This is a genomic window from Candidatus Competibacter denitrificans Run_A_D11, assembly GCF_001051235.1.
Classification (GTDB): Bacteria; Pseudomonadota; Gammaproteobacteria; order Competibacterales; family Competibacteraceae; genus Competibacter_A; species Competibacter_A denitrificans.
In genome coordinates, this window is the sequence record NZ_CBTJ020000071.1 from 137,023 (window position 1) to 160,477 (window position 23,455).

Here is a 23,455-nt window from a genome sequence, read left to right on the forward strand (position 1 = left end):
AGCGAATGATCCGCGATACCTCTGCGGGCGACGATATCTATTGGCGGTTGGGGTGGCCTTTATGCTGTTAAGTAATCTCGAAACGGTGCCCGGTCGGCAGATCAAGGAGCATCTGGGCATCGTGCAAGGGAGCACCGTGCGCAGTAAACATGTGGGCAGCGACATCATGGCCGGCCTGAAAAATGTCGTGGGCGGCGAACTGAAAGCCTATACGGCCCTGCTGACCGAAGCCCGCCAGCAGGCCACCGACCGCATGGTGGTGCAAGCGCAAGAGATCGGCGCCAACGCAGTCCTGAATATCCGTTATACCACCACCTCGGTCACTATGGGAGCCGCTGAAATCCTCGCTTACGGCACCGCCGTTATCCTGGAATAAGCGCCCACGATGGAATTCCTGCTCAAGCTGGGCCTTTTCCTGGTCCTGATTGCGGTCGGCTATTGGCGCGGACGCCGCAATGAACGGGCGCACCTGCGCTTGCTGGATAATGAGGAAGACGCCGTTACCGATGTGCTGATCTTCGCCACCCGCTATCCCCCCGTATCCGAGCACCCGTTGGACCCCATACTCGTCAGCGGCAGCGCCGTCATTGGCTCGGATTATTTCCGGCTCTTTCTCGCCGGCTTACGAAAAATCGTCGGGGGCAATTATAGCGCCTACGAACAGCTCATGGAGCGCGGTCGCCGTCACGCCATCGTGCGCCTCAAGCAAGAGGCCAAAGCACGCGGCGCGACGATGGTATTTAATGTACGCATCATCACCAGCCGCATTTCCAATAGTCGCGGTGGCGAAGCCACTCAAGTCGAAGTGCTCGCTTATGGCACCGCTCTCGTGCCAGCACATGGCACCGTAACCGACAGCCCGCTCCACTATGTGCCTGGCCCGGAGTTGCCGGTTATCGAACCTCAGCAGGCGTTCAAGCACCGGTTTTCCCGTTATTGGCTCATCGCCTGGTTTGCTATCGTGCTGTATGTGTTCTTTGAGGCCGTCAGCGACCGCTACCTGTCACCGCAATGGCGCTATGCTGTCGGGGCGCCTTGGGAAATCTTTTGGGCACTGTCCGTCGTGGCAGCGGGTTTGCTCTGTTGGCGCGCGATACGGGCTAAGACCGTGGCCAGTACCTATATCGTCATGACCGTCCTCACGATCCCAGTCCTCGTCTTGGCATTGTATTTCGGCGTCTTACGGCTCAATGCGTTGTTAAGCGATGGCCCGCAACACGTCCGTTATATCGTACAAAAAGGTGGCGCGCTCAAACCGTTGGACCCCACCATGCCGCCTCTCCGGCTGGAGTATTACTCCCGCACCAGCACCAAGGAATACTGGAGCCAGTTACCACCCGGCAAAGAGGTCAAAATCACCCTGCTACGGGGTGTTTTCGGCATTTATCAGTACGATCTCGGACCGCTTGCCGCCCATTATGAAGCGTTTTATCGTTCCGAGCGGTAATTTTGGGCGCTTAGCTTCAACGGCGGGGTGAGTGGGGTCAGCGGCCTGGGCTGCTGGCCTACCCGGTCAAGTTCGCGCGCGTGCTGCGCTCTTTCCGCCGGCAAGGGATGACTCTGAGTCCAGGCCAGCGCCGAGGTGCGTTGCAGGCGATTAAATAGATCGAATACCGACACCACCCCCGCAGTGCCGCCATAAAGCCGCTGGCTGGCCAGGATCGCCGTTTCATCAGCCTCGCGCTCGGCATCCCGGCTGTACGCCAATTGTTCTAATTGCCGCAAATCGCCAAGCAGCCACTGATTCAGACTCGCGCTGCGAATACCCAGCAAGCCGATCACCACAGCCGTCGTCACACCTCGGCTCAGATGTTGTACGACATGGCGATGAAGGACATGGCCGATTTCATGGGCCAGTATGGCATCCAGCTCTTCCTCATAGCGTAATTTATCCAGCAGCCCGCCAAACAGGAGGATATGGCCGCCAATCGTGGTCACGGCATTGGCCGTATCACTTTCCAGATAATGCGGGGTGATGGTGAGATCAGGCGGCGCTTGCAGAACTCGCAGGATCTTTTGACTGCGCCGCTGAAGGTCCGCGTTCACCGCGCGGCGCCGTTCAACATCCCGTGGGACGCGACTCGCCTCAGCCTCCACCAGAGCGTTAAAGGACAGGCTGTCTGCTAAGCTGACTTCGAGCGCGAAAGGCAGCTTGGGCGCAAGCCAGGCCGTCAAACGATCAATCGTTACCACGCTGATCACAACCAGCAAGCCCACGATTACCAAGAGACGAAATAGCTCACGATTCTCGCCACGCCCCGCTTGTTCGGGTTGCGGGCGAGGTGCGCGTGGATTGCGATAGAGCATCTTTGCTGACTCCTTCAACCACCACACCATACCGCAAAATTTTTCAGAAGCGGCCCAAAAGACCGCACCGAGACTTGCTCAGCTTGCGCGCCAGAGACGGAAGGAGTTCAATGGCACACCGCTCAACCGAAGAGATTCGCACCATGATGTACATTGCTGGAACCATTGCCGATGTGATCGACAACGGTGATACCGCGACCCTGGTACTGGACGCCGGCCACCATCGACATCAGCTACAGGCCGATTCACGCTTGTTGGCCGACGGTCTTACCGCGCTGTTCGGCACCGATTGGATCGGCAAAGCCATCGCCGTCCAATGCGAAGGGGCGACGTTGACCAGTATCGAGATACCGGGTGCGCCCCCCAACTATGCGATCTGATGAAGCGTTTTCAAACAGAATCGCCCGATCCAAGCCACTGCCAGCAAGTAAGCCTTTTAGAACTTCATTTCTTCAAAAAACTTTTTGACGCCATCCAGCCAGCTTCCTTCCTGGGGGGTGTGGCGCTTGCCGCCAGCCGCCATGGTATCGGCGAATTGCTGCAACAGATCCTTTTGTTCCTTGGTCAGATTGACCGGCGTTTCAATGTTAATGCGACAGAGTAAATCACCGGTCGGCCCACCGCGCACCGGCTTTACACCTTTACCGCGAATCCGCAGAACCCTACCGGTCTGAGTCTCAGCCGGAATCTTTAGGCTGACCCGCCCATCCAGAGTCGGCACTTCCAGTTCACCGCCCAAAGCCGCCGCTGTGAAACTGATCGGGACCTGGCAATACAGATCGCTTTCCTCGCGGCTAAAAATCGGATGGGGTTTCACTTGGATTTGCACGTAAAGATCGCCTGGCGGACCACTCTGTTCGCCATGCTCACCCTCGCCCGCCAACCGAATCCGGTCGCCGTTGTCCACGCCAGCCGGCACCTTGACCGATAGGGTTTTCTGTTCCTCCACGCGCCCGCTGCCTCGGCACGTCTCGCAAGGTTCCGGGATGATAGTGCCTCGGCCCTGGCAGCGCGGACAGGTTTGCTGGATTGAGAAAAAACCCTGCTGCATCCGCACCTGGCCGACCCCACGACAGGTAGGGCATGTCGTGGGCTTGGTGCCGGGCTTGGCGCCACTGCCAGCACAACCGGCACAGCTAACCAAGGTAGGAATACGAATCTTGGCGGTGGTGCCAAAGACGGCTTCTTCCAAGGTCAGATCCAGGGTGTAGCGCAAATCGGAGCCTCGGTAGCCCTGGCCACCGCCACCCCGCCCGCCGCCAAAAATATCTCGAAACACGCCGCCGAAAAGATCCCCCAAATCGGCGGAACCGCCATAACCGCCTCCGGCGGAGTTATCCACGCCAGCATGGCCGAACTGGTCGTAAGCGGCTCGCTTGCGCGCATCAGCCAAGATCTCATAAGCCTCCTTGGCTTCTTTGAAATTATCCTCGGCTACCTGATCGCCCGGATTGCGATCCGGGTGATATTTCATTGCCAACCGCCGATAGGCTTGTCGAATATCGGCTTCACTGGCGTTACGAGCCACATTAAGAATTTCGTAATAATCGCGCTTGGACATAATCTTCCGCTGCGGATGTCGATAAAAAAGCGGGCCTGGTTAAAAACCAAAAATCCGGGAGCGCTTTCGCCCTCCCGGATAAAGAGTTTAACGGTTCGAGGCGCTTACTTCTTAACTTCCTCGAACTCGGCATCCACTACACCATCATCGGCCGGCTTGTGGCCGCCGCTTGGACCCTGGGGACCACCAGGCCCCCCTTCTGGCCCGCCAGACTGCGCATACAGCCGCTCTGCCATCTTGCCGGACAGTTCGCCCAGGGTCCGGGTCTTGGCTTCGATAGCGCTCTTGTTGTCGGTCTTGGCGGTGGTGCGTAAATCGCTGATCGCCGCTTCGATAGCCGACCGTTCGCTACCTTCTACTTTGTCGCCCAGATCCCGCAAGGTCTTCTCGGCGCTGTGAATCAGATTTTCGGCCTGATTGCGCGCATTCACCAGCTCGTGGAACTTCTTGTCTTCCTCGGCGTGGGCCTCGGCATCGCCGACCATCCGCTTGATCTCCGCCTCGGACAAACCGGACGAGGCCTTGATCACAATGCGGTTTTCCTTGCCGGTTGCCTTGTCCTTGGCCGACACATGCAGGATGCCATTGGCGTCGATATCGAAGGTCACTTCGATCTGCGGCACGCCGCGCGGTGCCGACGGAATATCGGTCAAGTCGAACTTGCCCAGCGACTTGTTGGCCGAGGCCATCTCGCGCTCGCCCTGCAACACATGCACCGTCACCGCCGTCTGGTTATCGTCGGCGGTCGAGAACACCTGATTGGCCTTGGTCGGGATGGTGGTATTCTTCTCGATCAGCTTGGTCATCACCCCGCCCAGGGTCTCGATCCCTAACGACAGCGGGGTCACGTCCAGCAGCAGCACGTCTTTCACCTGACCGCCCAGCACGCCACCCTGAATCGCCGCACCCACCGCGACCGCCTCATCCGGGTTCACATCCTTGCGCGGCTCCTTGCCGAAGAACTCGCGTACTTTCTCCTGCACCTTCGGCATCCGGGTCTGACCGCCGACCAGCAGCACATCATCAATCTGGCCGATGCCCAGGTTGGCATCTTTTAACGCGGTACGGCAGGGCGCGATGGTCTTGTCGATCAAATCCTCGACCAGCGATTCCAGCTTGGCGCGAGTCAGTTTCAGATTCAGATGCTTCGGGCCACTGGCATCCGCTGTGATGTACGGCAGATTGATTTCGCTCTGCTGACTGGATGACAGCTCAATCTTGGCCTTCTCGGCGGCTTCCTTCAGCCGTTGCAGCGCCAGTGGATCGTTGGCCAGATTGATGCCCGACTCCTTCTGGAACTGCTCGATCAGGTAGTCGATGATCCGCTTGTCGAAATCCTCGCCGCCCAGGAAAGTATCGCCATTGGTCGAGAGCACTTCAAACTGCTTCTCGCCATCGACCTCGGCGATTTCGATGATGGAAATGTCGAACGTACCGCCGCCCAGGTCGTAGACCGCGATCTTGCGATCCTTGGTCGAAGACTTGTCCATACCGAAGGCCAGCGCCGCCGCCGTCGGCTCGTTGATGATGCGCTTGACTTCCAGACCGGCGATGCGGCCAGCGTCCTTGGTGGCCTGGCGCTGGCTGTCGTTGAAGTAGGCCGGCACCGTGATCACCGCCTCGGTGACCGGATGACCGAGATAATCCTCGGCCGTCTTCTTCATCTTCATCAGCACCCGCGCCGAAATCTCCGGCGGCGCCATCTTCTTGCCGCGCGCCTCGACCCAGGCATCGCCGTTGTCGTTCTTGACGATTTTGTACGGCACGAGGTCGTTGTCTTTCTGCACTTCCGGCTCATTAAATCGCCGACCGATCAAGCGCTTGACCGCGAACAGGGTATTCTGCGGATTGGTAACCGCCTGCCGCTTGGCAGGCTGGCCGACGGTGATTTCGCCGTCTTCCATAAAGGCGACCACCGAGGGCGTGGTCCGGTCGCCTTCACTGTTTTCAATGACGCGGGGCTTGCCGCCCTCCATGACCGCCACGCAGGAATTGGTCGTACCCAGGTCGATACCGATAATATTGCTCATTGCCACGCTCTCCTAAAACTCAGGGAATTCATTTGCACAGGTTGCCTGCCAGCCGATGTGGGGGCAACGGAGTAAATTTTCAATGCTGACGGCGCACACCCGTGGCCTTTAGGTCTTGGGGAGCGCCTGGGCCACCAGCACCTTGGCCGGGCGGATCAGCCGATCATTCAGGGTATAGCCCTTCTGGATCACCTGCACCACGCTATTGGGTTCGGCTTGCGCGGTCGGCACCATCGCCATCGCCTCGTGCTCGGCCGGATTGAATTTCGCGCCGACCGGATTCACTTCACGGGCGCCGAACTTGTCCATCGCCGCCGCCAATTGCTTGAGCGTCAACTCGACCCCTTCGCGCAATTTAACGATATCCACGCTGTCATGGGCCGCCGCCAGCCCCATTTCCAGGCTGTCGCGCACCGGCAGCAGTTCGCCGAAGAAACGCTCCAAAGCAAACTTATGCGCATTTTGCACATCGCGCTCAGTGCGCTTGCGGAGGTTTTCCATCTCCGCATGAGCGCTCAGATATAGTTTCCAGTGCTCGTCGGCTTTGGCGAGCGCCTGATCCAGGTCGCGTTGCAGCGTGTCAAGTTCCTCTCGGCTGGCCACAGCGTCGGCTTCCACATCATCAAGGGCAGCGGCCGGGTTAGGCGCGGGCTGAGGTGGGGAGGCGGCTGCATTGGCTGCCACACTCCCCGGGCCAACACCGGGATAAGGGGTAGGTTCGGTTGGATTCATCGTCTTCTCCATGCCAAATCGAATCGGTCGGGGCAGCCGTTGCCACCCCTGATAGCGGAGAAGTGGGGATGTGAGGATGGAAATTCAAGGGTTCTGACCACAGCTAATCAGCCAATGATCATGGATTGGGATTAAACGCTCGTCAGGCGATTGCAGAAGGAATGGTCGGCGGAACAGGAAGTGCTGATGCCTGTTCTAATTTCCCTGCTCGTTGAGTGCCGCCGCCAGCAGCTTGGCCGTCGCGTCAACCACCGGAATCACCCGATCATAGGCCATCCGTGTCGGGCCGATGACGCCAAGAACCCCTAATACCTGTCCTTCCACGGTATAGGGAGCAGTCACCACGCTACACCCTTCCAGCACTTCGAAACCTGCCTCATCGCCGATAAAGATCTGCACACCCTCAGCGTGTAAACATTGGTCGAATAGATGGAGTAAATCTCGTTTATGGTTGAATGCTTCAAACAGGAGACGCAGTTTGTCCAGATCGGATAAGTCGGTGCAGCGCATGAGATGCGTCTGGCCAGCGACGACATAATCTTCGGCCTCCGCTTCGAAGGTCTGTTCGGCAATCTCGACGACGGTTTGCATTAAATGATCAAGGCGGTCGCGCGTTTCCCGCAAATCTCGCAGCAAGGCTTGCCGAGCCTGCTGAATATCCCGACCGGCGAACTGCTCATTCAAGTAATGGGCCGCCTGCTGCAACTCGACAGCGCTGTAAGGTCGCCGGGTCTGAATAATACGGTTTTGCACCTCTTGGGTGTTCAACACCAGAATGACCAGGACCCGACCCTCCGACAGCGGCAAAAATTCCACATGGCGCAGGGTGACGACCTTTCGGCGCGGCAACATAACGATGCCGGCTAACCGAGTCACCCCAGAGAGCAGATCAGACACCGAGCGAGCCAATTCGACACCATTACGGGCGGGTTGGTCGATCTGCTGTCGTAAAACGTCCACCTCCCGATCATCTAAGGGTCGGACGTGGAGCAATGCGTCGATAAACAAGCGATAACCGCGCGCGGTTGGCACCCGACCGGCCGAGGTGTGCGGGGAATGGAGATAGCCAAGATCTTCCAGATCGGCCATGACGTTACGGATCGTCGCGGGACTCAAATCCAACCCGGCGTCACGCGCCAGCGTGCGAGACCCGACCGGCTGGCCGTCACGGATATAACGTTCCACCAGCACTTTCAGCAAATGCTGGGTGCGATCATTAAGATTGGGATGAGGTCCTACAACGGATTCCTTGTTGTTATACATACCGACAATTTCCCCCAAGGTGAGACGATCCGAATACCGCTGAAGCACTCCAAGACAGTGCAAAGACGCGAGCAACAGGCAAAAACAGCGGCCAGACGCATCAACAAAAACCTCTAAAAATCCATCATTGCCGGCTTATTCGACAACCCAATCCGCCAGATGAGCGCAGCGCTTCTCCTGGTATCACGAATTTATCAGCTTAAGTCCAGGTACTCGTTGACTCATCCGTCAGTCCACCAAAAAAGTCAAACCCATGGGAGAATTTCGATCCAGCGTGCCATAATGCACAATCAAGACATTAAAATCAATCAGTTATTCATCATCTGGCCCGTCACCTACCTGTGGATGGGCAGCCATCCAACCCCGTAGAATCTCCAGAGCGAGCTGATACTCAAAGCCTTCAAGCTGCTGTTCCAGCTTGCTTGCGACGGCGCCCAAAGCAGTATGCAGTAGCGGCGCGGCTTCTCGGAACACTTGGTTGGCGCGAACATCATCTTCGACCAGCAGTGCCTCCAGCCGAACCAGGATCGGCCCAACTTGCCGCCAATCCACCGTCTCTACCTCTAGCACCTCCGGCGCCGATGTCCCTAACACGTCGCCCAAGGCAGCGGTCAAGCTGTTCTGAGTCGTGCTGGCCCGCTCGATCAGCGGCTCCAACGCCTGCAGCGGCTGGCCACCGCCAATGGCGGCTTCCAGTTCTGCCACCAATCCTTGCAGATGAACAGCACCCAGCGTGCCCGCAACCCCTTTCAAGGTATGCGCCAACCGCCGGGCTTCACTCAGATCACCCGCCACCAAGTGCCGGTGCAGCTCGGCCAGATCCGTCGCGTGCGCAGCCGTAAAATGCCGCAAGACGCGCAAATAGGCATCAAGCCGACTATTGACCCGCCTAAGACCCGAACGCGGCTCCAAGCCGGGGATAGCGGCTAGTTGCGCAAGCGGCTGAGCAGCACTATCGGCAACGACTGGCGCGCGAGTGGCCGAAATTGGCCGCTTATCCTCGCCGAATAACCAGTGCCGAACCGTGGCCAGCAGCATATCGGGTTCGACCGGTTTAGCGAGGTGTTCGTTCATACCGGCGGCCAAACAACGGGCACGATCCTCACTGAATGCGTTGGCGGTCATCGCTAAAATGGGGACTCGCTCACACCCCGGTAACTGGCGAATAGCCCGCGCCGCCGCCAAACCATCAAGCTCCGGCATCTGAACATCCATCAAAATCAACGCATAGGCGGTCTCTCGCGCTTTCTCCACCGCTTGAAGGCCATTTTCAGCCAAATCCACCACAAAACCCTCGCCACGCAACAGTTCCAATGCCACTTCCTGATTGAGGGGGTTATCTTCCGCTAACAAGAGGCGGGGAGATTGTTGGGATGGCTGGCTGATTGCAGCGGGCGGCGTATCTGCAACCACAGTCGCAGGTCCAACCGCCAGCCCGGCTACTGGAATCGAATGAGCAGCTATCACAGCCGGTGGCAGTTCGGATACCACTTGTAACAAGGCATTGTGTAAGGCTGAAGGAGTGATGGGTTTTGCCAGGACGGCGCGCAGCCCAGCCTGCCGGGCAACTTCGCGCAACTCCATATCATCGTAGGCAGTGACCAGTAACAGGAGCGGCGGGCGGGCTAACGTCAGTTCCGCTAAACGCTGGGCTGTCGCCAAACCATCCAGTTCAGGCATCCGCCAGTCCAGCAACACCACATCGAACGGTTCACCGCGCGCGTCGGCGGCGGCAATCACCGAGAGAGCGACGACCCCCGATTGCGCAATATCAGCTCGCATCCCCATCGCCTGTAGCATGTCGCTCAAAGCCAAACGCGCTTCGGGCAGATCATCGACTACCAACACTCGGCGCTCTCGCAGGTTGGCGCTCATCAGGCGCCGCGTCGGCGGTCGAGAACTCTTGCCGATTCGTACCGTGCACCAAAACGTGCTGCCGACACCGAAGACGCTGGTAGCGCCAGCCTCGCCACCCATCAACCGGGCCAGCCGCTGGTTGATGGCCAGCCCCAGGCCGGTTCCGCCATGGCGGCGCGTTGTGGAACCGTCCGCCTGTTCAAACATAGCGAACAATCGTGACAGCACATCAGGGGCGATGCCAGGTCCGGTGTCTTCGACCTCGAAGCGCAGCAGTAACTCAGCGGCGTTTTCCTCCTGGATTCGGCCACGTAGCGTCACCGAACCCCGTTCGGTGAACTTGACGGCATTGCCCAGATAATTCAGCAACAGTTGGGTCAATCGGGTGGGATCACCACGCAGAACCCGTGCGCACGACAGGTGTGGATCGATCTCGACCACCAACTCCAGTTCCTTGGCTTTTGCTCTCTCAGCAACCAGGGAACAGACGTTGTTCAACACGGTGTCGAGTTCGAATTCGATTCGTTCCAACACCAGCTTTCCAGCTTCGATCTTGGATAAGTCCAGTATATCGTTCAAGATTTGCAGCAAATGGTGTGCGGTATCTCCGACCTTTTTCAGCTTCTCACGCTGGTCCGGATCGCGCGCGCTGCGCTGTAGCAGGTGGGTTAACCCCATGATCGCGTTCATCGGGGTGCGGATCTCGTGGCTCATGTTGGCCAGGAACAGGCTCTTCGCTCGGTTGGCGGACTCGGCCACATCCCGGGCGGCGGCCAATTCCAACGTGCGCTGATGCACCAGTTCTTCCAGATGATGCCGATGCCGATCTAACTCTATTGCTAAGCGCTTCTTATCGGTAATGTCCTCACCAATGGCCAAGTAGTGGGTCAGCCGTCCACCGGGCTGACGGATTGGGCTAAGCCGGGCAAATTCGTCGTATTCCTCCCCGGTCTTGCGCCGGTTCTGAAACTGTCCTTGCCAGGTTTCTCCCTGGGCTAACCGCTGCCAAAGGGCGACATGGGTTGATGTGGCCGTCCCGTCAGGGCCAATAAGATAGGGATTGTGGTCTGGGGCTTCCTCGGGGGCATAGCCGGAAATTACCGTAAAGGCAGCATTGACATATTCGATCCGCCCGTTCACATCCATAATCACGATGCTGTTGGGGCTTTGTTCGACCGCCAAGGACAGCTTGCGCAGTTGTGCTTCGATCCGTTTGCGTTCGCTGATATCCCGGCATACCCAAAACATCAGCTTTTGCCCGGCCCATTCGACGCTGGTAGCAACCACCTCAACATCAAATACGCTGCCATCCTTGCGGCGATAGCGGGTTTCAAAGTGACCATCGGTACGACTAGCCTCAGCAGTCGGCCCGGCGCCTTGTTCCGATCTCCAACCGCTATCCCAATCGGCGACCGATAGATCTCGCATTTCCGCCAGCGAATAGCCCAACATTTCGGCATGGTGGCCATTGGCTTCGCTGACCCGACCGCTTCCGTCCAAGATGACGATTCCATCGCGCGAGTGCTCAAACAAGGTCTGCAAGCGGCTGCGCTGCTCGGCGAGTTGTTGCAGGGCTTGCAGCTTTTCCCCCTGCTGGCGATGTTCCAGTACGGACAACCGTAGCGACCGGGTCTGGTCCACCAGAAAGACCGTGATGGCGGCGATGAGCAATCCCATCGCCCCAAGCAGGGTAACCCAGGTGGCATCTTCACGGACTGGCCCGTACATCTCCTCCCGATCCAACTTGACGATAAGAAACCAGTCGGTGAGCGGAATCGCTTTGACCACCCCAATGATCGGCACGCCTTGGTAATCGCGCGCATCCACAATGGCACCCAACTTCAGTTCGCCCCGCAGCAGCCGCGGCCCTAGCGTATACTTATCGGTGACAGGGATTCGCAATTGCGCTTTATCGCCGGGCCGACGTCGTAGCTCGCTAAGATAGAGGGCTTGGTCGCCATCCCGCCGAAAGATCAATGCCTCTCCGCTCGCATTGGGAAACGGCCAGGATTGGGTCATCTGGTAGAGGGTCGTGCTTGGGTCGATCCGCAGGATAATCGCTCCGCCGACGGAATTACTGGACACCTGCATCGGCACTACATAGTCTAAATGGGTAGCCGACAGATCATGAGCATCGTGATACAAGTCGGTGACCAACACTTGGCCTTGGGCCATTGCCAGCCGAGCGGTATCACGCAAATGTGTAGAGATGCGTGGCAACACCGGCTCGGTGCTCAGCATCTCCTGGCCGTTTTCATCCAGTACCAAAATGCTCTGACAGGCATAGGTTCTTTGGTAATTACGCAACTGTTTCCGTAATTGATCCAGACTCGCCATGTCACCGCTATCGTGCCAACGTCCGTAAAGTTCGGCAAAAAGTCGGTTACTACGGATAAATTGCGCGTCTTTCTCACGCTCCCAAAGCCACGTCGCAATCCGGTCGATTTTCAGGTCAGCAATCGCTTGTAGTCGTAGCCCTTCTTTTTGGCGGCCATAATGCGCGGTGTAAGAGATACCGATGATGACCAGCGCCGTGATAACCACAGTCAAAACCAGAAACGGCAAAGTTAACAGCGGCCGACTTGCCTGATTGATGATGTCCGCCCACACGCCCTCCCCTATAGTCATCCCAACCGGGGGAGAGATCGCCGGCCGCTCTAGGGTGACGGCCGATGGCAGGTCGCTAACGGCTGCTCTTTTGCGCGCCAAGCGCCGTCGGCTCCACGCGAACCACAATGCAACGCCAGCGATGAGTAAGAAACCGCCCCAAAAAATACGGCCGGCGCCAAGCCCCGAACCGCCCAACAGCCAACCGGCCAACCCGTTAGCCACGAGTAGCCATGAAGCCGCTAGTCCTATGTATAATAAGACAATTTTGAAAGTACCGTGAGGGACCCCGGCGACCTCATGCCACTCAAGTCGACGTATGGGCTTCATTTCGCTCCATCTCCTACTACAAGAGCTTGCTTAATATGAAAGCAGTTTAAGAGGTTAATTCTTTTAATCCACCCTCATTAACTGTCAAAAATAAATTATCTATGTATAAAATAATAATCAAAATTGTGAAAAAAATCAATTAATTTGAGGGTGTGTACAGACTGCTCTCATCCCTCGTTCTAGGATCTGACAGGTTGGATTTGAACGGAATCCAATGCGGCTTTCCGCTTGGCGCCATCTGTCGGAAAATGATAAGTTGCCGATATCAACCAGCCAGCGCGAAACGATGCCCAGCCCGGTTTTCCATACCATCGGTCTTATCGGTAAGTTCGGCGATCCTCATGTCGCAGAAACCCTCAACCAGATCGCCGCTCATCTACGCCAGCGCGAGCTGCGGGTCCTGCTTGATGAAAGCTCGGCTCGCCTGATCCCAGATAACGGCCTGGAAGTCGCCAGCCGCACCACCATCGGCGAGCAGTGTGACTTAGCGATCATTATGGGCGGTGACGGCACTATGCTCAACGCCGCTCGCTCGCTGGTCAATTATGAAGTCCCTATCCTCGGAGTTAACCTCGGTCGTTTGGGCTTTTTGGCTGACGTCTCGCCTGGTGAAATCCCCCATAGCCTGGATCGCGTATTAGCCGGCCAATTCCGCGAGGCTCACCGCTCCTTACTGCACGCGCAAGTGATTCACGAAGGCCGCATTGCCAGTGAGACCGATGCCCTCAACGACGTGGTGGTCCACAAGCGCGAGGTGGCTCGGATGATTGAGGTCGATACCTTTCTCGACGGCCGCTTCGTCAACACCTACCGGGCCGATGGCTTGATCATCTCCACACCGACCGGCTCGACCGCCTACGCACTGGCTGGCGGTGGGCCGATCATCCATCCGGGCTTGGAGGCGGTGGTCTTAGTACCGATCTGCCCTCACACCCTGACCCACCGGCCCATCGTGGTCAAAGCCGATTGTGTCATCGAAGTCGTGCTAAACGCTGCCAACAGCACACAAACCCAGATTACCTGCGATGGCCAAGTCAGCTTGGCCATTGAGCCGGGTGACCGCATCGTGATCCGAAAAAAGGATCGTAAAGTGCGGCTGATCCATCCCGTCAACCACGATTATTTCAAATTGCTACGGGCTAAGTTGCGCTGGGGCCTTGGCCCAGACGCATCGACCTTCCCTTAAGCCGCCTATGCTCATCCAACTGCGCATCCGCGATTTCGCCATCGTCGAAGACCTGGAACTGGAATTGGCAACCGGCATGACGGCGGTAACCGGTGAGACCGGTGCCGGCAAATCCATCCTGGTCGATGCCATTGGCTTGCTGCTGGGTGACCGAGCGGACAGCGGCACGGTGCGCCAAGGGGCGGAACGGGCCGATATCAGTGCTGTATTCGATCTTGAACAATTGCCGACCGCGCGCGCCTGGCTGGCCGAGCGCGATCTCGATACGGAGCGGGAATGTCACTTGCGCCGGGTGATCGCCAGCAACGGCCGCTCGCGCAACTACATCAACGGCGTCCCCCAGCCGGCGCAAGCGCTGCGAGACCTGGGGGAACTGCTGGTGGACATCCACGGCCAGCACGAACACCAGTCACTGTTGCGCCGCGACAGTCAACGGCAACTGCTAGACCATCACGCCGGCCATCTAGCGCTGGTCAGCGAACTGGCTCGCGCCTTCCAAACCTGGAGCGAGCGCCGACAGGAGCTACAAGCGTTAAGGCAAGCCAGTACCGAACGCGACGCACGCAGCGACATCTTGGGTTATCACTTGCGGGAGTTAACAGCTCTTAATCTGGCCGAAGGTGAAGTAGCGGAACTGGCAGCCGATCAGCGGCGGCTAGCCAACGCCAGTCAGCTCCTGGAAACCGGCCAACGGCTGTTGACGACCCTAACGGACGGCGACGGCGATACGCTCACGGATCGGCTGAACCACAGCCTGCACGATCTGGAATCGTTAAAACGCCTAGACCCTCGGCTCGGACCCATCGGCGAATTGCTCAACGCCGCTGTGATTCAGATTCAGGAAGCGGCCGGTGAACTACGCGGTTACGTGCAGGATCTTGACCTCGATCCCGCGCATCTGGCACGGGTCGAGCAACGCCTGACCGCCGCCCATCAACTGGCTCGCAAACACCGGATCACGCCCGAAGAATTACCGGCGTTGCGGGTGCGTTTCGAAACAGAACTGGACACGTTGCAACACAGCGAAACGCGCCTGGAAACCCTGGAGCAGGCGGTAAAAGACGCCCTCGCCGCTTATCGGCACCACGCCAGGGAGTTGAGTGAACGGCGGATGGTCGCAGCGCATGAACTGGATGAGCGGATTTCGCAAACACTGGCAGGGCTGGGAATGCCCGGCGGACGCTTTGCCACCGTGTTGACCGTGCTCGATAAACCAACCGCCACCGGCGCCGAAAATGTGGAATTTCAGGTGAGTGCCAATCCTGGCCAGCCGCTGCGGCCGTTGGCCAAAGTCGCCTCCGGCGGGGAGTTATCGCGCATCAGCCTGGCCATCCAAGTCATTGCCGCACACGCTGCGCGGATTCCGACGTTGATTTTCGATGAAGTGGACACGGGTATCGGCGGTGGGGTGGCGGAAGTGGTTGGCCGGCAATTACGGGCGCTCGGTCAGGGCCGACAAGTGCTGTGCGTTACCCACCTGCCGCAAGTCGCCGCGCAAGCCCATCAGCAACTCAAGGTTGAAAAGCAGACCGACGGCGCAAATACCCACACCGAAGTGCGCTGGTTGGCGATGGAGGAACGGGTGACTGAAATCGCCCGAATGCTCGGCGGGTTGGAATTGACCGCCAATACCCTCGCCCACGCCCAGGAAATGGTCGAGAAGGCGGCTACCACAACGCCGGCCTCTGCTTAAATCTGCCAGATTTCAGCAGGCGCTGCGGATACCCCGCTGATAGGAAAGACCAATCAGCAGCAAACCGACCGCGCCGAACAGGTAATAATCGCTCGGCCACCCCAGCCACCAATGCTTGTGCCAAGCAACCCGCCCGGGTGTTAGACCGGCTAACCCGTAGGCCGGATTCAAGACAAACCAAAAGCCATCCTCCAGCACCCAAAACACCATCACCCCACCCAAGCAGCGGGCCTCCAACCGCCATGAAAAGCGGCCCAACATCGCCAGCGGTAGATGAAAGGCCAGAAACATGAACGAAAAGACCCAGGCGTGATAGCCGGTCATCGGACGACCGCCCCAAAACAGATCCAACAGCCAATGCTGCTCAATTCGCCAAGTCGGCAATCCGGCCGCCCAGCCTTGCCCGCCTTCGATCTGAATTTCCACCATGGCGAAGAAACCGGCCAGCACGATCACCCATAAAAGCAGCCAGGCCATCCGTCGGCCGACGCGGCCAGCCCGACTCATGAGGGCCAGTGCGTTGCAGTTCCCAGCACGATATCCAACACTGTCCGCGCTGCATCCGGTTTCCCCAGCGCGGCGGCGTTGGTGCGCAAGCGATCCAGTAAGCTCGGTTCTGACAACAATCGATTGACCCGATAGGTCAGCGCGCCCTCGTCACAGGCTTTGAGCGCGGCGCCATTCTCCAGCAAGTAATCAGCATTGCGCTCCTCCTGGCCTGGGATCGGGGAAATGACCAGCATCGGCAAACCAACCGCCAGGCATTCTGAAGTCGTCAAGCCGCCGGGTTTGGTAATCGCCAGATCAGCTACTGCCATCACCCGCTCGATAGTGCGCGTAAAACCCAGCGGATAAAGTCGGCCGGGATAGCGCGCGGCAATGGCCTGTAGTTCCGCTAACAGCATCTCGTTGCGCCCGGCTAGCGCCACGATTTGAAAATCCAGCTCCAGCCCCAGCAGGCGTTCAGCCAATCGCTCAATGCCGCCAACTCCCGCCCCGCCCGACATCATCAACAAAGTAGTTCGGCTGGGATCGATCCCCAACTCAGCGGCGCAATGGCTACGCGATTGGCGCTCCGCAAAGGCTGGCATGATCGGAATGCCGGTGACATGAATGGCAGATCGGGGGATACCGCGCTCAATCATGCGCCATGCCACCTCGTCGCTGGCGGCGAAATAACCGGCGAGATGCGGCTGAACCCACAGCGCATGAATATCGAAATCAGTGACCTGGACCCACACTGGCTGCTGAAAATCGCCTTTGCCCAGTTCGCGGGATAAGAGTTGTGCCGGCAAAAAATGGGTACAAATCACTTGATCGGGGGCAATATCGCGCAGTACCCGATCCAGCTTACGGGTATTCAGGCGCTCAATGGCCGCTCGCAAGCGACTCATCGGTGAATTGGCCTTCTCCCGATCCGTCAGGGTATAGAGATAGCCCCAGAAGGCCGGATGGTGTTCCACGATATCGATATAGGTTTCGGCGTAGAGCTTGCGGAAAAGCCCCGACACCAGTTCCATCACATCAATATGGATCAGCCGGACGCCTTCATAGCAACGCTCAGCCGCCGCTTGCAGGGCCTGTGCCGCGCGGACATGGCCTGCGCCCGCCGATACGCTGAGCACCGCTATTGTTTGTGGTTTTATCGATGCCATATATCTCTCCCCTCACCGCTGACCCCTCTGCTACAGAAAGGGGATCAGTTTCCGTACAGACTCTCATCCTAACCCCCGCCCAAAATCGGCTACCGATCCGCGTCTCCAACCTCTACCAGGCGATGGGGACAATCGGCACGGCTGCAATGCCCGTATAAGATTAGACAATGTTGTGCCAATTCGAATCCTCGCTGTTCGGCGATGGCCGATTGGCGTCGCTCAATTTCCTCATCGCAAAACTCCTCAATGCGCCCACATTCCAAGCAGAGGATATGGTCGTGGTGCTCACCTTGATCCAGTTCAAACACCGACTGGCCACTCTCGAAATGATGGCGCTTGACCAAGCCGGCGGCTTCGAACTGGGTCAGCACCCGGTAAACCGTCGCCAATCCTACCTCTTCACCGGAATCGACCAGGGATCGGTAGATGGCTTCAGCGGTCAAATGTCCGCCACTATCCTGCTGCTGAAGCATGTCGAGGATCTTCATGCGCGGCAAGGTCACTTTCAAACCGGCTTGCTTGAGTTGTTTGGAACCCACGCGGCGCTCTCCAAAAGGTGTTGCGCTTACCCACAGACTGCGGTTGTACGCTATGATGTGACGCAGACCAACCAGCAACCCGGACCTCCCTTCCATGTCTTATATGTTCCTGCGTGCCGCCGGCATCCTGTCGTTGGTCCTGACGGCCGGCTGCCAAAGCGTCATTCCCAGCTTCTACACGCCACCTGTCCGTCAGGGCAACTACATTGATGCCGCGCTCGTCGCCCAATTGCATCCCGGTATGAGCAAACAACAAATACAGCGCACCTTGGGTACGCCACTGGTCACCGACCCGTTCCATCAGAGCCGCTGGGATTATTACTACCAATACGGCAAGGGCACCAAAATCACCGAACAGCGTCGAGTTACCTTATTTTTTGCTGGCGACACGCTCGAACGGATCGACGATAGCCCGCAAAACAGCGACAGTGCCAAAAACTAGGTCGCATCCGGCTCCAAATCGCCGCCGCCCTTGCGGGTGCGCTTGCCTTCTGCGGCTCGTTTTTTGCGCACCTCTTTGGGATCGGCCAGCAGGGGCCGGTAGATTTCTACCCGGTCGCCGGGCCGAACCGTGGCTGAGAGTTTGCCGAGCTTGCCGAATATGCCCACCTTAGCGGTCTGAAGTTGAATCTCTGGAAATCGTTCCTGGATACGTGATTGGCAGATGGCCTGCTCCAGGGTGGTACCTTCCGGCACATCAACCGGGAGAATGACTTGCTCATCAGGACGCGCGTAGGCGATTTCCACCCGGATGACTACTGGCTCAGAGGGAGCGTGTGCCATATAAGTCCATAGCCCGCTTACAAAAGGCGTCTACCAGCGAGTTGGCGATTTGTTTGAAAATCGGTTCTATAGCCATCCGCACCAGGGGATTGGCAAACTCAAATTCCATATCCAGAGAAACCTTGGAGGCATCCGCGCGCAGCGGCTCGAAGCGCCAATAACCTTCCAGGTGTTTGAAGGGGCCTTCCAACAGGCGAATGTCGATCATTTTATGCTTCTGCATCCGGTTGCAGGTGGTAAAAGATTTATGAACGCCGCCTTTCACCATTTCGATGGTCGCTCGCACTTCGTCCTCGCCACGACTTAGGATAGACGTCGACCGACACCAGGGCAAAAATTGCGGATACGCTTCGATATCGGCGACCAGGGCATACATGTCTGCCGCCGAATAGAGCACCAGGGCGCTTTTTTTGACGTTCGCCACGACCTATTGTTCTCCGGTGCGACGTTATCGATTTGTTATTAGGCTCCAGCCGGCTAAGTGTGGTGGAATCCGCATCTATCCTCAAGAATGGCATACCGCGCCACCCGCGTCGGGTCAGCCAAAAAAATCAGACCATGAGCAAGAAAACAACCACAAACCATCAGATCGCCAGCAACAAGAAAGCGTATCACGAATATTTCATCGAAGAACGCTATGAAGCCGGCTTGGCCTTGCAGGGTTGGGAAGTTAAAAGCCTGCGTGCCAGCCGCGCCCACCTCAAGGAAAGCTACGTGCTGTTACGTAGCGGTGAGGCGTTCCTGTTCGGCTGCCATATCTCACCGCTGGTCTCGGCCTCCACCCATGTCGAAGCCGACCCGACTCGTACCCGAAAACTGCTGCTGCACAAAGAAGAGATTGGCCGGCTGATCGGATCGGTGGAACGCAAGGGCTATACATTGATTCCGCTGGCGATGTATTGGAAGCACAATCGCGCCAAGCTGGAACTCGGTTTGGCGCGCGGCAAGAAAGAGCACGATAAACGGGCGACCGAAAAAGATCGTGATTGGGAGCGGGACAAGCAGCGCCTGATGCGGGAACGCTGAACGGCTGGGAACTTTCACGTCATCGCGCTATCATATTTAGTTCATGGGGGCGATCCGGTTTCGACGTGGATTGCAAAACCTGAGGCGCATGTCGAGGATGCAGCTCACCTCGTTAAACTGGCTGCAAACTATAGTCGCCAACGACGATAGCTACGCACTGGCGGCCTGAGGGCTGCTAGCCTCTGACCGGAACTTGCTTGTGAGGTCCGGAGTCCTTCGGGACGCTTCAGGGGTCGACCTAACATAAGCTCGCGCCGAACTTGTCCGGGGGAGAGGCGCTAAAACTAACCGGAACCGTCGTTCGCCGTCCTGCCGGTCGGATTGCGAAAGGTTAAAGCAAAGACTAGGCTAAGCATGTAGTGCCAAGGGCGGAGGATTTGCGGACGGGGGTTCGATTCCCCCCGCCTCCACCATATGAGGTTCCGAGGATGTCTAAGGAAGTCCAGAATAAAAATCTAAGCCCGCGATTTAGCGGGTTTTTTGTTGCCTATCGGAACGTATCGGACGCCTTCGGATGGCACTGGCCACATCGCAAGCGTGCGGGTACATTTGAGGGTATGACCTCCAACGCCAGAATAGCGTACCCGCAAAATGGCCCTAACTGATTCAGCTATAAAGTCTTTTCGGAATTCCACCCCCTCAACGGTCAAGCTGGCTGATGAGAAGGGCTTGTTTTTGCTGATCACTGCCAGTGGCGCCAAGCTGTGGCGAGCGCGGTATCGGTTTGCCAATCGTGAGCAACTGCTAGCGCTGGGCGCTTACCCAGGCGTTTCTTTGGAAGAAGCCCGTCTCCGTCGTGATGAAATTCGCCGCCAAGCGGCCGCAGTCATTGATCGCCTACCTATCGAAGCGCTTACTTGTCAGCAATGAATGTAACGTAACCTCTAAGAACAATGCGCCAAAGTGCGTCATTTTTGGCACAATGCATGTCACGTTTTTGCACGGCCACCTTGCGCAATTTCTGATCCAACCGACTACATCGCTTTCCTAATAATTTAATTAACTATAAAAAATAACATGTTATAAAAAAATAATATTCACATTAAACATGGCACTTTCTTTGCTCAAACAGGGACATTCAGGTGTGGCCTGAACATCCCGGTAAGTAGTTCCCTGCTTGCCGGAGAAAAATAATGCGGATGCGTGATCCGCTCATAGTCATCAAAGGCAGAGGGTTCAACCGTGGAAGCTCATAAACTTTGGCAGTTCCCGATCAAGGAATTTCATCGCATCCCGCGCGGGCTGCTCGGCCCTGGCGCTTACGAAATGGTCGGACTGGAAGCCAACAAGCTTGGCTTCAAGCGCTGCGTGCTCGCCACCTCCGGCTTGCGCGGCACCGGCTTGGTCGAGGATATCGTCGGCAAGCTCAAGTACCGTAACGTCGATGTCGTGGTCTACGACCAGATCGAGTCCAACCCCAAGGACTACAACGTCATGGACATCGCCGACCTGTACAAGCGCGAGAAGTGCGACAGCTTCGTCTCGGTCGGCGGCGGCAGCGTGACCGACGCCACCAAGGGCGCGCGGGTCGTGGTCTCCCACGACGGCCGCAACATCAACGAGTTCGACGGCTACAACAAGTCCGAGAACCCCAACAACCCGCCGCACATCGCCATCAACACCACCGCCGGCACCGGCTCCGAAACCAGTTTCGCCTACGTCATCACCGACACCGTTTCGGAAAAAGCGCCGTACAAATGGCTGGGCCTGGACGAGAACGTGCCGGTTAGCCTGAGCATCAACGATCCGGTCCTGCATTTCTCCATGCCGGCGGATCTGACCGCCTTCTGCGGCTTCGACGTGCTGGCCCACGCCTCCGAACCCTATGTCTCCCGCATCGACTTCCTGCCGAGCATGGGCAGCGCGCTGCTGGGCGTCAAGCTGGTGGCGCAAAACCTGCGCCGCGCGGTGTACGAGCCGCTGAACTACGAAGCGCGCACCAACATGATGTACGCCTCCTACATCTCGGCGCAGGCGTTCAACAGCGGCGGCCTCGGCATCATCCACTCCATCTCCCACGCGGTCAGCGCCTTTTACGACTCGCACCACGGCCTGAACAACGCCATCGGCCTACCCCGGGTCTGGGAGTTCAACATGACCGCCAACTACAAGCGGTTCCGCGATCTGGCCAAGGCGATGGGCGAAAACGTGGACGGCCTGTCGGACGTGTCCGCCGCCGAGCGCGCGGTGGAAGCCGCCATTCGGTTGAGCAAGGACCTCAACATCCCGGCCAACTTTACCAGCATCGGCCCCTACACCAAGTCGCGGATGGGCACCGGCCGTTACGCCGAGATCGGCAGCACCAAGATCGCCGCCGAAAACGTCGATCGCGACGTGGACCGCATCACCAAGCACGTGCTGGGCGACGCCTCGACGCCGGGCAACGGCCGCGAATGCACCTACGAGTCGGTCGCGCCCGTCGTTCGCCATTCCCTGGTCGGCAGCTACTAGTCCGGCTTGCACCGGCTATAGTTGAATCACCGGGCAGTTCCCTGACTGACCCGGACCCCCGGCCGACGGCTGGCGGGTCCGGGTCTGGAGTGGCGCATGTTCGCATCGATCGAGCAGACCATCGCGCAGTTGCGCGAGCAGCAATACCTCTGCGACCGCAAGCTGGCCACCGTGGCCTTTCTGGCCCTGCAAATGCAAAAGCCGATCCTGATCGAAGGCCCGGCCGGCGTGGGCAAGACCGAACTGGCGAAGGTGGTGGCCGCCGCCCTGGGGCGTTCCCTGATCCGGCTGCAATGCTATGGCGGCTTGGACGAAGCGCGGGCGCTGTACGAGTGGGAATACGGCAAGCAACTGCTCTACACCCAGATCCTGCGCGACAAGATCGGCCGCCTGTTCGAGGGGACCGAGGATCTGCACGCGGCGGTCGAGCAGCTGCACCTGCACGAGGACGTGTTCTTCTCCGAGCATTTCGTGGTGCGCCGCCCGATCCTGCAGGCCATCGACTCCCCGACGCCGGTGGTGTTGTTGATCGACGAACTGGACCGCGCCGAGGAGCAGTTCGAAGCCTTCCTGCTGGAAGTGCTGAGCGATTTTCAGGTCACGGTGCCGGAATTGGGCACCGTCAAAGCCAAGACTATCCCCTACGTCATCATCACCAGCAACAACACCCGCGATCTGAGCGACGCCCTCAAGCGCCGCTGTCTGCACCTGTTCATCGGCTACCCCGACGAGCAACGCGAGCTGGAAATCGTGCGGATGAAGGTGCCGGCGCTCCAGGAGACCCTGGCGGCGCAGGTGGTGGCGGTGATCCGCCGGTTGCGGGCGCTGGATTTGCGCAAGGCCCCCAGCATCAGCGAAACCTTGGACTGGGCGCAGGCCCTGGTGCTGCTCAACGCCGAGACCCTGACCCCGGCGCTGCTGGAGGAAACCCTGCATCTGCTCATCAAATACGAGCGCGACGCCCAGCAGGTCAACGACCAACTCACCTGGATCGCCGAACCGCTCCAGTCCAGGGAAGCGCCGGCGACGGCCCCAGTCGCCGAACTGCCGTTGCGGCCGCCGCCGAAACCGGTCGAGACCGACGCGAGCGCCCTGGAACAGCGCCGCCAAGAGCACAGCGCGCAGTATTTCACCAGCTATCGCGGCCGCACCGACGGCCGGGCCAGCTAAACCTCATGGACGCCGTCATCAACCGGTTCGTCTTCCTGCTGAAAAAGCAGGGCGTGCGGATTTCGCCGGCCGAATCGCTGGACGCGATGCGGGCGCTGGCCTGGGTCGCGCTGGACGACCGGGACGTGGTGCAAACCGTGCTGCGCAGCACCCTGATCAAGGACGTGCGCGATCTGCCGCTGTTCGACGAGATGTTCGAGCGCTTCTTCAGTCTGCCCAAGGCCGCGCGGCCGGCCGAGGCGGTCGCGCAACCGCCGCCCGCTCC

General features: G+C 58.4%; 21 protein-coding genes, 1 other RNA gene and 1 pseudogene. 12 read left to right on the forward strand and 11 right to left on the reverse strand.

The annotated features are described in order from the left end of the window. Positions 1 to 61 precede the first annotated feature (61 nt). Positions 62 to 376: a YbjQ family protein gene (locus tag BN873_RS13795; RefSeq protein ID WP_048674780.1), complete on the forward strand. Its 315-nt coding sequence runs from the start codon at positions 62 to 64 to the stop codon at positions 374 to 376. A 9-nt stretch (positions 377 to 385) separates the two neighbouring features. Further along, positions 386 to 1,447, forward strand: coding sequence for a YbjQ family protein (locus BN873_RS13800; protein ID WP_048674686.1), 1,062 nt, complete (start codon positions 386 to 388; stop codon positions 1,445 to 1,447). Here BN873_RS13800 and BN873_RS13805 read toward each other — a convergent pair. Next, the gene (locus BN873_RS13805) at positions 1,429 to 2,307 is read right to left on the reverse strand and encodes a M48 family metallopeptidase (protein ID WP_048674689.1); all 879 of its coding nucleotides are present in this window, start codon (positions 2,305 to 2,307) and stop codon (positions 1,429 to 1,431) included. The genes BN873_RS13800 and BN873_RS13805 overlap by 19 nt on opposite strands. Before the next feature lie 110 nt (positions 2,308 to 2,417). Here BN873_RS13805 and BN873_RS13810 point away from each other — a divergent pair, with 110 nt between their 5' ends. Further along, positions 2,418 to 2,687, forward strand: coding sequence for a hypothetical protein (locus BN873_RS13810; RefSeq protein WP_048674691.1), 270 nt, complete (start codon positions 2,418 to 2,420; stop codon positions 2,685 to 2,687). A gap of 56 nt (positions 2,688 to 2,743) precedes the next feature. Here the strand turns inward: BN873_RS13810 and dnaJ are convergent, their stop codons facing one another. The 5 genes from dnaJ to BN873_RS13835 form a co-directional block, all read right to left on the reverse strand. After that, entirely contained in the window at positions 2,744 to 3,868 is a 1,125-nt protein-coding gene (gene dnaJ, locus BN873_RS13815) for a molecular chaperone DnaJ (RefSeq protein ID WP_048674693.1), read from the reverse strand. Between the two features lie 104 nt (positions 3,869 to 3,972). Further along, positions 3,973 to 5,898 carry a molecular chaperone DnaK gene (gene dnaK, locus BN873_RS13820; RefSeq protein WP_048674696.1) on the reverse strand — a complete coding sequence of 642 codons (1,926 nt, stop codon included), beginning with the start codon at positions 5,896 to 5,898 and terminating at the stop codon, positions 3,973 to 3,975. Positions 5,899 to 6,006: 108 nt separating this feature from the next. Then, positions 6,007 to 6,630 carry a nucleotide exchange factor GrpE gene (gene grpE / locus BN873_RS13825; protein ID WP_053085366.1) on the reverse strand — a complete coding sequence of 208 codons (624 nt, stop codon included), beginning with the start codon at positions 6,628 to 6,630 and terminating at the stop codon, positions 6,007 to 6,009. A gap of 195 nt (positions 6,631 to 6,825) precedes the next feature. After that, positions 6,826 to 7,893 carry a heat-inducible transcriptional repressor HrcA gene (gene hrcA, locus BN873_RS13830; protein ID WP_048674699.1) on the reverse strand — a complete coding sequence of 356 codons (1,068 nt, stop codon included), beginning with the start codon at positions 7,891 to 7,893 and terminating at the stop codon, positions 6,826 to 6,828. Positions 7,894 to 8,205: 312 nt separating this feature from the next. After that, complete coding sequence (locus tag BN873_RS13835) at positions 8,206 to 12,687, reverse strand: response regulator (protein WP_082161294.1); 4,482 nt, start codon at positions 12,685 to 12,687, stop codon at positions 8,206 to 8,208. Between the two features lie 256 nt (positions 12,688 to 12,943). Here BN873_RS13835 and BN873_RS13840 point away from each other — a divergent pair, with 256 nt between their 5' ends. Together BN873_RS13840 and recN are read left to right on the forward strand one after the other, a co-directional pair. After that, positions 12,944 to 13,873, forward strand: a complete 930-nt coding sequence (locus BN873_RS13840) for an NAD(+) kinase (protein ID WP_242434442.1) — start codon at positions 12,944 to 12,946, stop codon at positions 13,871 to 13,873. A 7-nt stretch (positions 13,874 to 13,880) separates the two neighbouring features. Next, positions 13,881 to 15,566: a DNA repair protein RecN gene (recN, locus tag BN873_RS13845; RefSeq protein WP_048674705.1), complete on the forward strand. Its 1,686-nt coding sequence runs from the start codon at positions 13,881 to 13,883 to the stop codon at positions 15,564 to 15,566. A gap of 12 nt (positions 15,567 to 15,578) precedes the next feature. Here the strand turns inward: recN and BN873_RS13850 are convergent, their stop codons facing one another. The 3 genes from BN873_RS13850 to fur form a co-directional block, all read right to left on the reverse strand. Continuing rightward, on the reverse strand, positions 15,579 to 16,073 hold the full coding sequence (locus BN873_RS13850) for a hypothetical protein (RefSeq protein WP_048674707.1): 495 nt from the start codon (positions 16,071 to 16,073) through the stop codon (positions 15,579 to 15,581). After that, positions 16,070 to 17,221 carry an MGDG synthase family glycosyltransferase gene (locus tag BN873_RS13855; RefSeq protein ID WP_048674709.1) on the reverse strand — a complete coding sequence of 384 codons (1,152 nt, stop codon included), beginning with the start codon at positions 17,219 to 17,221 and terminating at the stop codon, positions 16,070 to 16,072. The genes BN873_RS13850 and BN873_RS13855 overlap by 4 nt, the downstream gene beginning before the upstream one ends. An 89-nt stretch (positions 17,222 to 17,310) precedes the next feature. After that, positions 17,311 to 17,760: a ferric iron uptake transcriptional regulator gene (fur, locus tag BN873_RS13860; protein WP_048674711.1), complete on the reverse strand. Its 450-nt coding sequence runs from the start codon at positions 17,758 to 17,760 to the stop codon at positions 17,311 to 17,313. Positions 17,761 to 17,854: 94 nt separating this feature from the next. Between fur and BN873_RS13865 the strand changes: the two genes are divergently transcribed. Then, a complete protein-coding gene (locus BN873_RS13865) occupies positions 17,855 to 18,202 on the forward strand; it encodes an outer membrane protein assembly factor BamE (protein ID WP_082161295.1) in 348 nt (115 codons plus the stop codon). Here BN873_RS13865 and BN873_RS13870 read toward each other — a convergent pair. Both BN873_RS13870 and BN873_RS13875 read right to left on the reverse strand, forming a co-directional pair. After that, positions 18,199 to 18,543, reverse strand: coding sequence for an RnfH family protein (locus tag BN873_RS13870; protein WP_048674713.1), 345 nt, complete (start codon positions 18,541 to 18,543; stop codon positions 18,199 to 18,201). The two genes, BN873_RS13865 and BN873_RS13870, sit on opposite strands and share 4 nt — an antisense overlap. Then, complete coding sequence (locus tag BN873_RS13875) at positions 18,524 to 18,967, reverse strand: type II toxin-antitoxin system RatA family toxin (protein ID WP_048674715.1); 444 nt, start codon at positions 18,965 to 18,967, stop codon at positions 18,524 to 18,526. The genes BN873_RS13870 and BN873_RS13875 overlap by 20 nt, the downstream gene beginning before the upstream one ends. A gap of 134 nt (positions 18,968 to 19,101) precedes the next feature. Here BN873_RS13875 and smpB point away from each other — a divergent pair, with 134 nt between their 5' ends. The 6 genes and pseudogenes from smpB to BN873_RS13900 all read left to right on the forward strand — a co-directional run. Beyond that, positions 19,102 to 19,569 (forward strand): SsrA-binding protein SmpB, encoded by a 468-nt coding sequence (smpB, locus tag BN873_RS13880; protein WP_048674792.1) that lies wholly within the window; start codon positions 19,102 to 19,104, stop codon positions 19,567 to 19,569. Between the two features lie 45 nt (positions 19,570 to 19,614). Then, positions 19,615 to 19,982: a transfer-messenger RNA gene (gene ssrA, locus BN873_RS19100) on the forward strand. Positions 19,983 to 20,160: 178 nt separating this feature from the next. Beyond that, positions 20,161 to 20,439 (forward strand): Arm DNA-binding domain-containing protein, encoded by a 279-nt coding sequence (locus tag BN873_RS13885; RefSeq protein ID WP_082161296.1) that lies wholly within the window; start codon positions 20,161 to 20,163, stop codon positions 20,437 to 20,439. 312 nt (positions 20,440 to 20,751) lie between these two features. Then, positions 20,752 to 22,020: an iron-containing alcohol dehydrogenase gene (locus BN873_RS13890; RefSeq protein WP_048674722.1), complete on the forward strand. Its 1,269-nt coding sequence runs from the start codon at positions 20,752 to 20,754 to the stop codon at positions 22,018 to 22,020. Between the two features lie 96 nt (positions 22,021 to 22,116). After that, entirely contained in the window at positions 22,117 to 23,190 is a 1,074-nt protein-coding gene (locus BN873_RS13895) for an AAA family ATPase (RefSeq protein ID WP_071244240.1), read from the forward strand. A gap of 5 nt (positions 23,191 to 23,195) precedes the next feature. Then, positions 23,196 to 23,455, forward strand: a pseudogene (locus BN873_RS13900) (hypothetical protein); the annotation flags it as partial.